The organism is Mucilaginibacter sp. UR6-1 (assembly GCF_020880975.1).
GTDB lineage: Bacteria > Bacteroidota > Bacteroidia > Sphingobacteriales > Sphingobacteriaceae > Mucilaginibacter.
This window is the reverse complement of the sequence record NZ_JAJIWP010000002.1, coordinates 1,013,554-1,030,042: the sequence shown is the minus strand read 5'-3', so window position 1 is coordinate 1,030,042 and position 16,489 is coordinate 1,013,554. Positions and strand designations below refer to the sequence as shown.

Annotated in this window: 11 protein-coding genes; 1 reads left to right on the top strand and 10 read right to left on the bottom strand. The window is 44.6% G+C overall.

The annotated features are described in order from the left end of the window. Positions 1–46: 46 nt before the first annotated feature. Positions 47–514 (top strand): NUDIX domain-containing protein, encoded by a 468-nt coding sequence (locus tag LJ707_RS09860; RefSeq protein ID WP_228950643.1) that lies wholly within the window; start codon positions 47–49, stop codon positions 512–514. A gap of 3 nt (positions 515–517) precedes the next feature. Here the strand turns inward: LJ707_RS09860 and LJ707_RS09855 are convergent, their stop codons facing one another. The 10 genes from LJ707_RS09855 to LJ707_RS09810 form a co-directional block, all read right to left on the bottom strand. After that, on the bottom strand, positions 518–1,246 hold the full coding sequence (locus LJ707_RS09855) for a (Fe-S)-binding protein (protein ID WP_228950642.1): 729 nt from the start codon (positions 1,244–1,246) through the stop codon (positions 518–520). 14 nt (positions 1,247–1,260) lie between these two features. After that, positions 1,261–2,580: an MFS transporter gene (locus tag LJ707_RS09850; protein ID WP_228950641.1), complete on the bottom strand. Its 1,320-nt coding sequence runs from the start codon at positions 2,578–2,580 to the stop codon at positions 1,261–1,263. A gap of 318 nt (positions 2,581–2,898) precedes the next feature. Further along, on the bottom strand, positions 2,899–4,806 hold the full coding sequence (locus LJ707_RS09845) for a 7TM diverse intracellular signaling domain-containing protein (RefSeq protein WP_228950640.1): 1,908 nt from the start codon (positions 4,804–4,806) through the stop codon (positions 2,899–2,901). 100 nt (positions 4,807–4,906) lie between these two features. Continuing rightward, complete coding sequence (locus tag LJ707_RS09840) at positions 4,907–6,136, bottom strand: glycoside hydrolase family 5 protein (RefSeq protein ID WP_228950639.1); 1,230 nt, start codon at positions 6,134–6,136, stop codon at positions 4,907–4,909. Between the two features lie 48 nt (positions 6,137–6,184). Continuing rightward, positions 6,185–7,420 (bottom strand): multiheme c-type cytochrome, encoded by a 1,236-nt coding sequence (locus tag LJ707_RS09835; RefSeq protein WP_228950638.1) that lies wholly within the window; start codon positions 7,418–7,420, stop codon positions 6,185–6,187. A gap of 53 nt (positions 7,421–7,473) precedes the next feature. After that, entirely contained in the window at positions 7,474–8,916 is a 1,443-nt protein-coding gene (locus LJ707_RS09830) for a glycoside hydrolase family 30 beta sandwich domain-containing protein (RefSeq protein WP_228950637.1), read from the bottom strand. Between the two features lie 25 nt (positions 8,917–8,941). Beyond that, a complete protein-coding gene (locus LJ707_RS09825; RefSeq protein WP_228950636.1) occupies positions 8,942–10,399 on the bottom strand; it encodes a glycoside hydrolase family 30 beta sandwich domain-containing protein in 1,458 nt (485 codons plus the stop codon). Between the two features lie 123 nt (positions 10,400–10,522). Continuing rightward, positions 10,523–11,383, bottom strand: a complete 861-nt coding sequence (locus LJ707_RS09820; RefSeq protein ID WP_228950635.1) for a family 16 glycosylhydrolase — start codon at positions 11,381–11,383, stop codon at positions 10,523–10,525. A gap of 68 nt (positions 11,384–11,451) precedes the next feature. Then, positions 11,452–12,966, bottom strand: a complete 1,515-nt coding sequence (locus LJ707_RS09815) for a RagB/SusD family nutrient uptake outer membrane protein (RefSeq protein ID WP_228950634.1) — start codon at positions 12,964–12,966, stop codon at positions 11,452–11,454. A 23-nt stretch (positions 12,967–12,989) separates the two neighbouring features. Continuing rightward, a complete protein-coding gene (locus LJ707_RS09810) occupies positions 12,990–16,067 on the bottom strand; it encodes a TonB-dependent receptor (protein ID WP_228950633.1) in 3,078 nt (1,025 codons plus the stop codon). Positions 16,068–16,489: the final 422 nt, after the last annotated feature.

Sequence of the window (16,489 nt, the reverse complement as noted above, 5' to 3'; positions counted from 1 at the left end):
CTAAATATAAAAGCAATGGTTTTAATAGCAAATCAAAATATTGACCATGCCACAACAAAGCGCCGGAATTTTACTGTATAAGATGCTGAATAATGAGCCGATGATATTCCTGGTACACCCCGGCGGCCCGTTCTGGAAAAACAAAGACAAAGGCGCGTGGTCAATCCCAAAAGGAGAACTTGACCCGGATGAAGATACGCTTGTGGCAGCGAAACGCGAGTTTGAGGAAGAAACAGGCCAGAAGATTAATGGCGAGTTTATACCCCTGCCACCGGTAAAACAGCGTAGCGGCAAAATAGTAAACGCCTGGGCTGTTGAGGGCGATGTTGATACTACAAAAATAGTGAGCAATACCTTTGCCTTACCATGGCCGCCCAAATCAGGCAAAACCATCATAATACCCGAAGTTGATAAGGGCGATTTTTTTACAGTTGATGACGCGCGTGTTTACATCAACCCCGGCCAGATACCGTTGATCGATGCATTGCTTGAAATACTCGCGAGCGATAAATAATTACTACACATTCCCCCATCCGTTGGCCAGTACATCAGCCAGATGGTAAGTTTTTATAGGCAGATTATTCTTGTCAATATAAGCTTGCAGGTGCAGCAGGCATGAGGCATCGGTAGAGATAATGTAGTCAGCACCCGCCGCAAGCGCATTATCCACCTTTTGCTGTGCCATGGCACTGGCAATGGCCTCAAACTTTACAGCGAACGTACCGCCAAAACCGCAGCAGGTTTCGTTATCCTTCATCTCAATCAGCTCTAACCCAAACACTTTTGAAAGTAGTTGACGGGGTTCGTCCTTTATGTGGCATTCGCGTAAACCGCTGCAACTATCATGATAAACGGCACGGCCATCAAGCTCGGCACCAAAATAGTCAAACTGGAGTATGTTCACCAAAAAATCCGACAGCTCGTAAATATTGCTTTGTATGTTACGGCACTTATTGTGCACAATGGTATTGGTGAACAGATCGTTATAATAATTTTTCACCATGCCGGTGCATGATGCCGATGGGGTAACGATGATACTGTCCTGCTCAAAATCGTTCAAAAACTTATTGCCTACCTCTTTGGCCTCATCCCAAAAACCGGCGTTAAAGGCGGGCTGCCCACAGCAGGTTTGGTTAGGATTGAACGCCACGTTACAACCCGCTTTTTCAAGCAGCTTCACGGTGTTAAAAGCCGTTTCGGGGTATAACTGGTCAACAAAACAGGGTACAAATAGCTCTACCTTCATCCGCACAAATAAAATTAAACGGCGCTAAAATCAGCATTTTTATTGTGTTTTTTCTCTGCCGACAATAAAACAAATAATAGCACCAGCCCGATAGCGAAGTAAACACATAGCGCCAGTGTTGAATTACGCATACTGCCGCTCAACTCTTCAATAAAACCAAAGCTGAATAAACCGCCTACGATGGCCAGCTTTTCGGTAACGTCAAAAAAACTAAAGAACGATGCCGTATCCGGAATGTTTTGCGGCAGATATTTTGAATAGGTGGAGCGCGAAAGCGACTGTATGCCACCCATTACCAAACCTACCAGCGTGGCCAATATGTAAAACTGCGTTGCCGTGGTAATAAAGTAAGCACATACACAAACCACCACCCACAGCATCACCACAAAAAGTAATATGCGTACGTTACCAAACTTAACCGCCAGGCGCGACATTAAGATAGCCCCGCCAATGGCCACTAATTGTATAATGAGAATGATGGCAATCAATGCCTCCTGCGGTAAACCCAACTCCTTGGCGCCGAAGCTGGTTGCTACCAGCATTACGGTTTGTACGCCCATGGAGTAAAAAAAGAATGCCGGTAGAAACTTTTTGAGCAGCGGCATCTGCCCTATCTTTTTCCAAACCTTACCTAATTCAGCAAAGCCGCCTTTGATGATGTTTTTATGGTGACTTTGCGCATTAGGCGCACCTTTTGGCAAAATAGCAAACGGTATCTGCGCAAAGGCTATCCACCATACGCCTACCAATAAAAATGATAATCGTGGTGGTAAAGAAACATCGGTAATGCCAAACCAATCAGGCTTCAACACAAAAGCGAAGCAAATAAGTTGCAGCAGTACACTGCCGATGTAGCCGTAGGTAAAACCTTTAGCGCTCACCTTATCCTGCATTTCTAAACTGGCAATTTGGGGCAGATATGAATTATAGAACACAAAGCCCCCGCAATAACCAATAGCCGCCATCGCGAAGCAGATGATGCCCATCTCAATATTGTTTTTATTAAAAAAGAACAACAGCCCGCAGCTTATGGCCCCTATCAGCGTAAAAAACTGCATGAACACCTTTTTATTACCGCGAAAGTCGGCAATGGCGGTAAGTACCGGCAGCATGAGGGCGATAATAAGGTAAGCGGCTGCCAAAGCATAATCGGCAAGAGCGGTATTAATAAAGGTATGACCAAAAAAATCAACCTTATGGGTGCCGTTGTTGGCGGTGATAGCTGTATAATATGCCGGGAATATGGTGGTGGTGATCACCAGGTTATAGGCCGAATTGGCCCAATCAAACATAGCCCACGACCATATGGTGCGTTTATTATCTTTCAGTTGCATCGATGAACTAAAAGTATGTAAATTTTGATATTTTGAAGAATTGCTGCATCTACAAGAACTAACAATTTATGTGGAAGATAGTGGTCATAACTAATCCCAAAAACAGATACGTCACCGTCAGCGAAACAAATGCTACCAAGACTTTTCCAAAAACTGAAAGTAAAAAATATTTAGTGCGCGACTCGTCTAAGGTTTTAACTACCATTATGGTTATTTTGTATAACCCGAAAACTGCTATGATGGCAATAACTATCGCTATTGTTCCTTCCATTATTGAATGTGATAATTGTTTAAATAACGGCTAAGATATAAATATAGTTAATCATCACCCACATCTATAACCAGCTTGCTCCAGCCTTTGTGGCCGGCATTGCGGAGTTCCTTCTTTTTAGTTTCCATGATCTTCTTGATACGCGAGCTGTAGGCCCAGCAGGTACTCTGGCGAATGTCAAGCACTTCAGATAGTTTGTGTGATGATATCTTACCCTTGGTAGAGTACATTAAAAATATCATGTAAAAAGCCTTATTGATAGGTATGCGGGTATTTTGCAGAATAGTATACGCGATAACCGATTCCTCGTACCCACATTTTGAGCAACGCCTGCTGTAAGGTAAATGGCCGCCGCTGTAATGGGTATGCTCGCAACGGCGACAAGCGTAACCCTTCTCCCATTTCAGCTTAGCTAAAAAACCGAAACAGGTTTCACGGTCGGGGTAAATGCGGCTGAACTCCTCAAAATCAACCTCGGCAGACATCACCCTGTCGTGCGTTACCTTTTCAATATCGTTATGCAGCGTAATGTTATCCTTTTCGAGCAATACATTTATACGCGATATTTCCTCCGCCTGATCTTTCAGCAGCAGATTCATGGCCTTCAGCTCGTCGTTCTGCTGCTCAATAACTTCTGATTTTACGGATAGTTCACGGGTGCGTTCCTGCACCTGGTGCTCCAACTGCCGGTTAATGTTATCCTTCAGTTCTTCGTTCTGCTTCATTTGCCTGATAATGCGGCGCTGCACATAATCCTTTTTCTTTTTAAGGGCACGCACTTTTTCGGCTATCGCGAAGGAAATGAACAGCATCTCCATAATAAAACAAAAACTTAAACTGTAATGGGTAACCGGCCCGAACGGCAACCAGGGCACATCAAGCGCGATGAGCAGTTTGATGATGAAGCCCACAAACAAAAAGCTATAGCCCACCACAAAAAAGCGCGCAGGCCAGTACCCTTTGCGCATTACGTAGAACCCGGTATAACAGGCTAATAAAAGCGGAACTATCTCGATGATCTTATAGTTAAACCAGCATTTATCAATAAACAAACACCCTAAAAAGAAAACCGAGCGCAGCACTATCGCCCAAACAAATATTTTGTACATCTGCGGGGCACGGGCCTTTACATGCAGCAGGCTCAGCGTAAACAACATACCCGATACGCTGGCAAAATACAGGGCCACACCATAAGCATACTGGTTCCAGTGCGGTGAGTTAGGCCACACATACTGGTAAGCGATACCATCGGTGCACATTTCGTAAAAACCGATGCTTACGTTGTACATTACATAGTACAGGTATTGCTTTTGCCTTATGGCGAAAAACATCATGAGATTATACAGCCCGAACACGGTGAGCATCCCATAAAAGGCACCGAAAAACAGGTATTCATCCAGCGCGTAATGGATAAACCAGTTTACCGAACGCAGCACCACAATAACGTTTACCGGCTGGTGCGATACAACGCGGATGTAATAGGTATGCGTGCCTTGCAGGTCACTGCTGATGTTGTGGGTAAAGTTTTTATGGTGATACAGCCGCTCATCAAAATGATAGGCCGCCCCAAACGATGTTTTGCTGTAGCCACCGCCCTTGCGTGGCGAATAAACCGTTATGCTGTCAATGGTTTGATCCATAAATTCCAGCAGCCAGTTTTTTCGGGTATTGTTTGTATTGCTGATGCGGATACGGTACCAGTAAGCCCAGCCCGGTTCAACCGTTTTAGGTGAGGATAATTTGCTCGGCCTGAATTGTTGCGCGTGTTGTTTGCTCAACACCTGGCCAAAAGTAAGCGATGCCGTTGAGTCGGGCAGCGCTTCTATCTCATTAAAAGTAAAAAAACGCTGGTTTTCCCCGTCGTTCAACAGCAGCGGTACCTGAGCGGAAACGTGCAGGCACAACGGCATTAAAAACAAAATAAAGAATAAAGTCTTTATCCGGGTTTTTAGCATACGGTCAGTTAAAAGCTTAATGAGGCTTCGCTAAAAAACGAAGCATTGTTTATAATGGTTTACGCTGCAAACATAGCCTTTTTATCGCCACAATTAAAAACTATTGGCCTGCGGTTAAGCCCAAAGCCTCGATGTAACCTTTGTTAGGTTTTGTGTTTACAAATTTGCTATTCTCCAATACCCTAAAAAGCACTTCCTTTATCTTCTTACGGTCTTCGGGGGTGGCTTTGCGAATGTCCTCAAAGGTTTGGCGGTTTTTTTCGGTGTATTCAAACACCTTATCATACCCTTCGGGCTGGGCAAACGTGCGGAAACCGCGCTCGTTATCCATCTTTTTATAAGGCCAGTAATGCCAGCCAATGTTATTCTTTTCCAGCAGGATGCGGAAATCACGCACCCACTCATCGGTATTCTCGCCGGTTTCGCCAACGTAGATAGGTACATTGTATTTATCCCTGAAATCAATGTAATCCTTAATCACATCAATAGTAGCCGGCGTCCAGTATTTATGGAAGGTGTACACCAGCTTACTGTCAAACGGCTGGCCGAAGGGTTTAAAATTGCTATCCCACTGGGCGCCGCCTAAAAATATCAGGTGGTTCTTATCTACCGTACGTACCGCCTGGGTGATCTCTTTGTACAATGGCTCCAAATAAGGGTTCAGGCTGTCCACTTTAAAATAATGGGCAATAGGTTCGTTCAGCAGATCGTAACCTAAAATGATGCTTTCGTTTTTATAGCGGTTAGCTATCTCCTTCCATATCTTGATAGTAAGCAACTGGCTTGGCCTGTTCTCAAACAGGAAGGGGTAGCCGTAACCATCATCAATATTATCGCCGGTTTGGCCGCCCGGGGCGCAGTGCATATCCAGTATCACAAACAGGTTTTCCTTTTTGCACCAGGCAATTACCTTATCCAGGTATTTGAAGCCACGGGTAGCATCATTATCGCCCATGTAATCCTCATTGGTAAAAAGCTTGTAATTGAACGGTATGCGGATGGAGTTCATACCCGTGGTTTTCAGGTAATGAATATCCTCCGCCGTTATGTAAGTATCTAAAAACTGTTTCCAAAACACGCGCATATCATCCGGGCCTATCATTTCGGCAAAGGCCTGGTTAATCAATCGCGGCGAATTAATGCCCTTTAGCTTGAACATATACCCTTCGGGCACCAGCCAGTTGCCCAGGTTGGTACCGCGTATTAAAAACGGTTTACCATCGGTGCCGATAATTTCTTTGCCTTTAACGGTTATGAATTTGCCCTGCGCGAATAACCGCGCTGAAAACAGGGCCATAAGTATGACCAGGGCAGGTAATATTCTCTTCATAAATAAGTGGTTAAATTGGTGCTTAAATATGTGAATTTTATTCGGGATTTAATTTTTGTTGATAAACGATAATACCTTTTGCACCTCTTGCGGATATACCGCTATCCTATGCGTGCGTACATAGTAAGGGGCGGCCCTGCCCTGCGCTGATTGCACCGCAATAATAGCCGACGGACGTTCGGGCATATGGCAGTCCACACAATTATTTTTTATCGAAACACCTATTTTCGACGCCATTTTGCAAAAATTATGTCCATCGGCCTTATGGCAGCTCATGCAGCGCTGCGAATATAGGGCCACATTACCCCTATCTTTTACATGCGTATTGTGGCATGTGTTGCAATCCATTTTACTTTGTATAAAGCATTGGCTTGCGCCCAGCATCTGGCTTTGGTTGCCGTGTACATCTAACTGTGCAGCATCAGCGCTTGCTGTGTGATAATACTCTGTTTCCAAAAAATTGGCCAGCGTATCGCCCGGTTTAAAGGCAAACATTGAACGCACCGGCATACTGTTATTACCTGAGTGGCACGAAGCGCACATATCTATTTTTTGCTGCCGTGTAAGTGACACAACAGCCGTGATATACCGCGCCTTTTTTTGCTCCGGATAATCAGTATGAAAATTAACGTGGTTAGCTGCAGGCCCGTGGCAGCGTTCGCAATCAATGCCGTTAATCAGGGTGGCTTTATCAAACTTAACCACCGGGTTAAGGCTTTGTACCGTAGCGGGCAATTGTTTGATGTATGAGCTGTGGCACTCAAAACAACGCTTGCCTATCATTCGCCCAAAATCAATACGGGTGGTATCATACCCGGGGCTATTTGTCCAGTTATGCAGGCGTTTAAAGTACGATATGGGTAGCTGATAGGTGGTACTATCTTTCCAATACAAATAGGTTTCGGCCTTTACGCCGCCAAATACAATATCCAACCGCTGCTCCTGCTGTATTTTGTTATTAATGTAACCTGTCTGAAATAATCCATCGACACGCTTTTCCATCACTACTTTCAGGCTATCATTAAAAGTAAAGCTGTTTTGGCCGGCACTAAAATCCCCCTGAACAGTACTATCGGCCGCATTCCTTGTGCTTTGAAAGTGTGCCGTATGCAGGTAGTTTTTATAAACATTGCTATGGCATTTTACGCATGATGCACTGCCCGCGTACAGGTTGCCGCGCGGATCGGCCTCCTGTTTATGAAACAGATTACCACACTGCGAGAATATAAAAACGAGGGGCAATAAAAATATCCCCGAAAAAAGAATGATCCTTTTACCCCTCATGTTGATTTTTATACGATTTATAGGTTGGTTATAATGGTTATCAATTATAACGATTATTGCACAACAAGGGTTGTGATAGAGTGCGGCAAACTTTTGGTTTTCGCGGCATTACCGGCTATCCATAGTTGGTAAGGCAGTTCATCATCGCTCAGGTTAAGCACGATGACCACCAGTTTACCTTCCGGACTTACAAAGGCCGTGGTTTGCAGTTTATCTCTGTTTGATGAACTGATGATGCGCTTAGCGCCCGGCTTAACAAATTTTGAGAAATGGCCAATGTAGTAGTACGAATTCATGTACGTTATCTCGGCGGTTTTGGTATTGGCATGTACCGGTGCATAGCAAAAATTACCTACATGGTTAGGGCCACCGGTTTGATCCAAAAATATGTTCCAATCCGTCCACCCTACTACGCCGTTATTAAAATCATTCACCATTGATTTACCGTACATTTCGCCCCATTGCCACTCGTTAATCCGCTCCATGTTAAAGCGCTCGCTGCAACCCTCGGTAAATATCAGGTTCTTATCAGGGAAGGCTTCTTTCACGCGTTTTACATTCTCAAAAACATCGTGCACATACCAGTGAAAACCGGTACCCCATACATATTTAGCCGCTTCCGGATCAGACAGGATGGTGGTAGCACGCTGGTACAACAAGTCGCGGTTATGATCCCACACAATTAAATTCTTGTTAGCCATACCACTTTTGTGCAGCGTTGGGCCCAGGTAATTCTTTACAAAATCGCGCTCCTCCTCGGCTGTGTACATGCACGATTCCCAGGTTTGCTTCGCCATTGGTTCGTTTTGTACCGACAGGCCCCACACCGGGATGCCCTCTTTCTCGTAAGCATTAATAAACTTTACGTACATGTTGGCCCATGGCTGATAAAAATCAGGTTTTAGCTTACCGCCTTGCAGCATATTGTTGTTATCCTTCATAAAAGCAGGCGGGCTCCACGGACTAACATACATGGTTATCTTACCTCCGGCGGCCGCTATAGCTTCCTTGATGAATGGAATACGGTATTTTTTATCGTGCTGTATGCTGAATGTTTTAAGCGCCGCATCACCCTCTTTTACATAGCTATAGCTCCCGCTCGAAAAATCACAGCTCTGTATGTTGGTACGGGCAAGCGTATAGCCTATACCTTTTTCAGTATCGTAAAAGTCGGTTAATAACTGCTGCTGTTTGTCTTTGGGCAATTTATAAAATGTTTCAGCCGAGGCATCCGTAAGCGCCGCACCTATCCCCAATACAGACTGGAATGTTTTACCGGGATCAACAAATATGCAGGCCTCGGTTTCAAAAGGCTGCGGATTGGGGGTAAAGTTCAGCGTTTCAGTTTCGGACAATCTGAACTTGGTGTCCTTGGCCGTGGTATAAACCTTAACCGTTTTACCGGCTACCGGCGAGGCGGCAGTTTGTGCCAAAGCCTGTTGCCACAACTGTTGCGATATAAGCAGCATGGCGGCTATTTTATGTATCTTATGCATATGTAAATGTTTTTATAGTAGTTGATTACCAGATGTAAGTACCAACCGCGCCCCCTGCAAGTGTACTCGCGGCAATTTTGTTATTGTACTTGATGTTGAATGTTAGCGTGCTACCAGTATTATTTAGTACGACAAGTACCTTTTTGCCCGATGGCGTTTTGTAGGCCACGCTTTGCAGATCGTTTATGGAGGTTGAGCCGATACGCACCGATCCCGGCCTCACAAATTTTGAAGCATGTGCTATAATGTAATATGATACATTGCGCGCTACGGAGTTGCCTACGGTGATAGCTCCCTGGCAGGCATCGCAACCGCCAACGGTATGCGGGTCAAACTGAGGATCGGAAGCCAGATTCCATTCTATTACGTTACGGCTCCAATTGCGCATAGCGCCGATGATGAGGTTGCTGGTGTGCCATTTTAAATCGCCATCAAAGCTGCCGTTGCCAAAGGTGGCCTGCTCGGTAAAGTACACGTTTTTGCTTGGCGCGGCATCATGTACGGCACTCATCGCATTGATGTTACCGCCATACAGGTGAAACGCCGAGCCATCAATATACTTTGCCGCTGCTGCATCCTTTAAAATATCGGTCGCATATTCCGGGTGATCGAGGTTATGATCGTATACCAGTATTTTGGTGCTGATGCCTGCCGACTCAAATGCAGGACCCAGGTTATCGCGCACAAATATTTTCTGATCTGCCGATGACATGAACATGCTCGGGTTATTATAAGCATTCAGCGGTTCGTTTTGCGGCGTTATAGCATCAATGGTTATACCCTCGGCCTTCATGGCGTTAATGTATTTTACAAAGTACTGCGCATAAACGCTGTAATATTCCTTTTTGAGGCTGCCTCCATAGTAGCCCTGATTATCCTTCATCCAGGTTGGGGCTGTCCAGGGGCTTGCCAGTATTTTTATGTTTGGATTAACGGCAAGTATCATCTTCAGCACCGGTATCAGATCCTTTTTCTCCATATCGATGCTGAATTGCTTTAACTCCATGTCGCTTACACCAGTGGTAATTTCATCATAGGTAAAAGGCGCTATGCTGAGGTCTGACGCACCCAGCGTTACCCGCAGATAACTGATACCTATCCCACCGCCATCGGTACCAAAAAGCTCACGGATCAGGGCAGTCTTATCAGTAGCGTTCAGTTGATTGATCAGCATGGCACTGCCGCCCGTAAGCGCAAAGCCAAAGCCATCTACAGTTTGATAGGTTTGCGTGCTGTCTACCTCAATAGTAGCGTTGTTATTGGTTTCCTGCTTAAACAGGATAGCTGTATTCTGTTTTGCAAACAGCGATGTTCTGTCGCCCTTGGTAAGCCAAAACTCTACATCGGTTTTTACCGGTGTAACCGGCGGCGGTACTATCGGGTCAACCGGGTCGGGGTTGTTCGAGCCCGATTTACTGCACCCTCCGGCTATGCCGGCCAGCAATAACAGGGCGTAAAATGGGTTAGCAACTCTTTTAATCATAGGGGTTATTTATTCGGGTAAATGTTTTTGGGCAAGCCGATGGCCGTTGTTATCGCTTTTGAGCTTTAACAATGCTGCTTTCAGTAATATTTTTTGTTATCTAATCAGCGGTGGTATGTGCCTTTATTTATCGATCATCTTGTAAAACCGTACATAATCAACCTGCATACTTGCCGGAAAAACAGTATCGTCAACCCCTTGCACCCCGCCCCAGTTACCGCCAACGGCAACGTTAAGCAACAGGTGAAATTTTTGATCGAACGGCCAGGTTGATGAGCCTTTGCCTTCATTCACAAAAGTGAATACCAGCGTATCATCATAATACCCACGAAGCGCGTAGGGTGTCCAGTCTACCCGGTATTTATGGTATGCTGTAAGCGCCGTTTCAATCATCCGGCCTGATGTTTTGGAGTTACCGCCATTGTTTACTGAATTATGAATACTGAAGTGCACATTATTAGGATCATAACCTACGTGCTCCATAATATCTATCTCGCCTGATGCCGGCCAACTGCCATATTTATAATCATCAGGCAGCATCCAGATAGCGGGCCATGTACCACGCCCGGCGGGCAGTTTAGCACGTACCTCAACCCTGCCGTATTTTATACTATGCTCAAATTTTGATACCATACGTGATGAGCTGTAGTTCATGCCCTGCATAGCCTCTTTTTTGGCGGTAATGGTTAATATGCCATCCTTTATCGCTGCATTGTTCTCTGTATTGGTATAGTACTGCAGTTCGTTATTTCCCCAGCCGCTGCCGCCGGTATCATACATCCAGTTGGCATCGCTGGGTTTGCCATCGGTATTAAATTCATCGGCAAATGATGCCGTGGTTTCAAATTCCCAGCCTTTATCAGTAGGCGGCTCGGTTTTTACAGGGCCTATGTTTGGCGCAGGGTCGCTTTTTTTGCTGCCACAGGCTATGAGCACCAGGCCGGTAAAGGCGCAAAGTAATATGGAGGTATTAATTTTTATCATGGGCAAATTCAAATTAATTTACAAACCGCCCCTTGCGGGCGGTTTGTAAAAGCATGTTTGTTTATTAATTAATAACCCGGATTTTGTTTTAACTGGGTATTTTGCAGCTCCACTAACGGAATCGGCAAAATTTCGTGAGTACCGGTTTTAAAGCCTTTGCCGGCTAACACGGTAGGCGCTTGCCCTGTGCGTACCAGGTCAAACCAACGGTGACCTTCAGTAGCCAGTTCAAACCGGCGTTCATTATAAATATTTTGTAAAGTTGCAGGTACAGGTGTTAAACCTACCCTTTCGCGTACCGCGCTAAGTAATGCCAGTGCGCGTGCGGCATTGCTACCGCTTTGCAACAAGGCCTCTGCTTCTAACAGGTAAGTATCGGCCAGCCTGATCTCGATATAATTATTCGGGAAGTTAAGCTCGGCAGTACCTGTTGGCGCTTTGTATTTTTGCAACGGCGCATACTTTTGTATAAAGTAACCGGTGTTTTGATAGCTTGCTTCATACTTGGTATTGGTAGCTTTGGTCAGGCTATCAATATTGGCAATGGTGTAACCATAACGCGGATCGGTTTTCATGGCGTTGGCCAAACCCGTTGTTACCGGGCTAAAGCCCCAGCCACCCCAGTAAATCGGGCCATTATATCCACGCGGACCAACCATTTGTACGTAAACGTTTGATTTGAATTGGTTCCAGTTGTTCCAGCTATAGCTTTGTGAACCGGTGAAGTTTAATTCAAATATCGACTCGCTGTTGAATTTATTATCAGGGCTGAATATCTGGCCGAAATTACTTTGCAGCTTGTAGCCATAGGTAGCGGTTGTTCCGCCCGGTGTTGTGCCGTTAACCTGTGCCAGTTGCGCGGCAGCTTCAGCCCATTTCTTTTCGTAAATAAATACTTTACCTAATAATGCAATACCGGCACCTTTGGTTATACGGCCATTCTCGGCCGCCGGAACAATGTTTGGCAGATCGGGAATAGCTGCGTTCAAATCAGCCTCAACCTGCGCGTAAACAGCCTCGGATGCTACCTGTGGTTGCGTATACACCTCTTGCGGTTGTAAAGGCTGCAGTATAAGCGGAATATTTTTAAACATACGTACCAGCCAGAAATAATAGTAGGCACGCAAAAATTTCACTTCGGCTATGTAACGTTTTTTAGTGTTCGCATCTAAGAAGGTAGCCGGTTCCATTTTTGAAAGCACTGTATTACAACGGCTTACTCCCTTAAAATTACGCCCCCAGTATTCGCCCTGCGGACCCTGTGCCGGGGTTAGCGTATAGTTGTTCCATACCTGCCAGGTCGTCATATCAGTAGGCCCGCCACCACCGGCCACGCAATCGTCTGACGCGGCATTTAAAGGGCCCAGCGGGCCTGCATAGGTATTATTCAAACCACCTGTTTCTGTTACCAGCGGATCGTAAGCCGCAACCACGCCTGCAAAAATCTCTTCGGGTGTTGTGTAATAATTGGCCTCAAGTGTTTGCCCTGCCGGTGTGGTTTCTAAAAATGATTTTTTGCAGGATACAAACCCGGTTATCCCCAGCAATACTACCGAGCTGTATATGATATATTTTCTTTTCATGACTATTAGTTTTTTAAATCAGTTTATAATGAAAAATCTAAACCAACCATAAAGGTGCGTGCCTGCGGATAGATTACCCTGTCTATACCACCTGCAATTTCAGGATCAAGACCATTGTATTTAGTAATGGTAAACAGGTTATTGCTGCTAACATATAACCTTGCGCTCTTAACATCTATTTTGCTCAGTATTGATGTTGGCAGGGTATAACCAAACTGCAATGTTTTCAGGCGGAAGTATGCACCGCTTTGCAGATAGAAGTTTGATGGATTTTTGAAGTTATTGTTCGGGTCAAGATCGCTCAGGCGCGGATAGTTGCTGCCTGAATTTTCAGGTGTCCAGGCGTTCAATGCTTCTGCGGAGTAGTTAGCGGTAGCTATATCCAACCTGCGGTAACCCTGGAATAACTTGTTACCCCATGCACCCTGGCCAAATACCAGCATATCAAAGCCTTTATAATTGGCTTTAAAGTTTACACCGTAAGTGAATTTTGGTAACTGGCTGCCTAAAAATGTGCGGTCGCCCTCATCAATTACACCATTGCCATTATTGTCGGCCCATTTAAAATCGCCTGGTTTAGCATTAGGCTGAATTTTAGTGCCGTTTAAAGTATAAGCATCAATATCGGCCTGAGATTTAAAGGTACCCAGCTCCTGGAAACCATAGAATGATGCAACAGGCTGACCGCTTTGAGTGCGGAATAGCGGATAGCTTGAGTTTTGGAACGAGCCACCATCTATATAAGGCCTGGAGCCCAAAAATGTAACCTCATTTTTATTGTACGATATGTTACCACCGGCATTAAATCTAAAATCGCCGATTTTACCATTGTAGCCCACTTCAAGTTCAATACCCTTATTTTCAAGATCGCCAATGTTATCAAAGAAAGGATCATCAAAGCCCGCGTAACCCGGCAGGTAGAAGCTTTGCAACATGCCTGAAGTTAGCTTACGATAGACATCAACCGTTACATTTATGTTTTTGAAGATGACCGCGTCAAAACCAATATCAGTAGTTTTGGTTGACTCCCATTTAAGGTTAGGATTTTCCGGACCACGGGGCGCGCTACCTATTACCAGTCCTCCCGGACCAAATACCGCGTTGCGGCCACCTGCAACAACCGAGGTGTATTGAAACGGATCTAACGACATTTCGTTACCTACCTCGCCGTATGATGCACGTACTTTCAGAAAATCAACAAATGACTCCTTCGGAAAAAAGTCTTCGCGTGTAGCTACCCAGCCAACCTGTGCTGACGGGAACACACCGTAAACATTATTTGAACCGAATTTTGATGAACCATCACGACGGATGATACCGGTAAACAGGTATTTTTCATCAAAACTATAGTTTACACGTCCGAAAATTGAAGAAGTGTGGTATGGCTGTGTTTCATAAGCACCACCTATCTTGTTCTCGTTAGCCAACTGGTAATTGAATGAAAGGTCGCGGTAATCAGCCACAGGTAAATTGTTGTAAGTTGTGCTTACGCCTACTTCGGTCTGCTCCTGGGCGCTGGTACCAACCAATACAGTAAAATCATGCTTATTTATCTGGCGATTGTATGATATGGTATTATCCCAGTTCCAGGTAAAATTGCGGTTACTGCCTCTAAAAGCGTTTTGATTGGTTGTATTGTTATTTTGAGTAGTTAAGTAGTACAGCGGAGTGTATGACTGGCTACCCCAAAAAGCTTGTTTACCATTTATCTGGCTCCTTAGTTTTAAACCTTTTAACAGCTCTATCTCCACAAAAGCGTTGCCCAGTAAATTGTGCGACCAACCGTAGTTACCCAGTTGTGTTTGCAAATAAGCAAGCGGGTTGCTCATCTCCTGCCCAACGTATTTTGATATGGCGTACGGACGGCCCTGTGCATCCCTAACAACCGGCTTATCAGAATAAGGCGTGTTGGTGAGATCTTCCTGAGCAGCCAAGATCGGCGTAATAGGGTCAAGGTTTAAAGCTGAGCTTAACGGACCACCAAACTCGCTGTTAGTGCTTAAATTGCTTTGGTTGCGTGTATAAGTATAGCCAAAATTTTCGCCAATGGTTAACCATTTTTTCGGCTTAAAGCTGGTATTAACTGTAAAATTGTACTTTTTGAAATTCGAGATATCCGAGAAAATGATACCCTGTTGGTTTAAATAACCAAATGATACATAATACTTGCTGGCATCAGTACCACCCTGTATCATCAGGTTATGGTTTTGTATAGCGGCGCTTTCACCAAATATAACATCCTGCCAATCGGTCCCTGTACCAAATTGTGCCGGGTTAGCAAATGGCGCTGTGCCACCATCATTGGTAACCGCCTGATTACGCAGCGTGGCGTATTGTGTAGCGTTAACAACATCAAAGCGTTTGGCTGCTTTTTGGGTACCGTAGTAACCGTTGTATGATAATTGCGGAGGTCCGGTTTTTCCTTTTTTTGTGGTAACCAATACAACACCGTTTGACGAACGCGAACCGTAAATAGCGGCTGACGCATCCTTCAATACCTCTATTGATTCGATATCATTGGGGTTAATATTTTCAAGACCCCCGTTTAAGCTTATAATACCATCAATTACATACAGCGGGTTTGAGTTATTGATAGATGTGATACCACGTACACGAATGGTTGGCGCGGCATTTGGCGCACCTGATGCAGCTACAACGGTAACCCCCGAAGTACGGCCTTGCAAAGCCTGGTCAATACGCGTTACCTGCTGGTTTTCCAGATCGCTTGCCTTTACACGCGAAATTGAACCGGTAACTACGCTTTTCTTTTGCGTGCCGTAACCTACCACTACCACTTCATTCAGGCTTTTAACGCCTTCGGTTAGGGTTAGGTTGATCTCCGTACGGTTTGATACACTCACTTCCTGTGTATCAAAACCGATGTATGAAAACACCAGTGTAGCATTTGAAGGAGCACTGAGGGTATAATTACCGTTAACATCAGTAAGGGTACCGCTTTGCGTGCCTTTTACCGTAACAGATACCCCCGGCAAAGGCTGTGCATTTTGATCAACCACTTTGCCCTTAATGGTGCTTTGGGCCATGGCAGATGTGATTCCGGCAATAAGCAGGAATAGTAAAAAAGTAATTTTTTTTCTCATGGATAATTAGTTAATAATTGTTGGATCTGGGAATTAGGTTTAAGCTTACAGGCTCTGGTTTACAGCCCGTCAACCTATTAGCCATAGGCAAGCCATTGGTACAGTTTTTTGCACATAGATTTTTTATTGGTTTATAAAAGTTATTGGTTGATAAACGGCTTTATAATTGGTTTAAAACAAGCCGCTCAACACACCAAAGGTATCGAAGTAAAAAAGTAAAAAGCAAATAAATTTTTCATAAACAACTGATTTTTAGTTATTTATGCTTATTTTGAAACGCTTTAATAGCAAGCGCAGCTATAGTGATGTATGCTAATTATCAGCGAGAAACACTATTTAATACGTTATAGCCACAAATTTTTGATACGCTTTGTTCCAGTAGCAGTTTTGTGATATTATTTAGCTAAAAAACATCCTTTTCG

Excerpts from the sequence above, each read along its gene's own strand:
- LJ707_RS09845 (WP_228950640.1), bottom strand. The coding sequence starts at position 4,806 with ATGCTAAAAACCCGGATAAAGACTTTATTCTTTATTTTGTTTTTAATG.
- LJ707_RS09840 (WP_228950639.1), bottom strand. The coding sequence starts at position 6,136 with ATGAAGAGAATATTACCTGCCCTGGTCATACTTATGGCCCTGTTTTCA.
- LJ707_RS09815 (WP_228950634.1), bottom strand. The coding sequence starts at position 12,966 with ATGAAAAGAAAATATATCATATACAGCTCGGTAGTATTGCTGGGGATA.
- LJ707_RS09835 (WP_228950638.1), bottom strand. The coding sequence starts at position 7,420 with ATGAGGGGTAAAAGGATCATTCTTTTTTCGGGGATATTTTTATTGCCC.
- LJ707_RS09855 (WP_228950642.1), bottom strand. The coding sequence starts at position 1,246 with ATGAAGGTAGAGCTATTTGTACCCTGTTTTGTTGACCAGTTATACCCC.
- LJ707_RS09860 (WP_228950643.1), top strand. The coding sequence starts at position 47 with ATGCCACAACAAAGCGCCGGAATTTTACTGTATAAGATGCTGAATAAT.
- LJ707_RS09825 (WP_228950636.1), bottom strand. The coding sequence starts at position 10,399 with ATGATTAAAAGAGTTGCTAACCCATTTTACGCCCTGTTATTGCTGGCC.
- LJ707_RS09810 (WP_228950633.1), bottom strand. The coding sequence starts at position 16,067 with ATGAGAAAAAAAATTACTTTTTTACTATTCCTGCTTATTGCCGGAATC.
- LJ707_RS09830 (WP_228950637.1), bottom strand. The coding sequence starts at position 8,916 with ATGCATAAGATACATAAAATAGCCGCCATGCTGCTTATATCGCAACAG.
- LJ707_RS09820 (WP_228950635.1), bottom strand. The coding sequence starts at position 11,383 with ATGATAAAAATTAATACCTCCATATTACTTTGCGCCTTTACCGGCCTG.
- LJ707_RS09850 (WP_228950641.1), bottom strand. The coding sequence starts at position 2,580 with ATGCAACTGAAAGATAATAAACGCACCATATGGTCGTGGGCTATGTTT.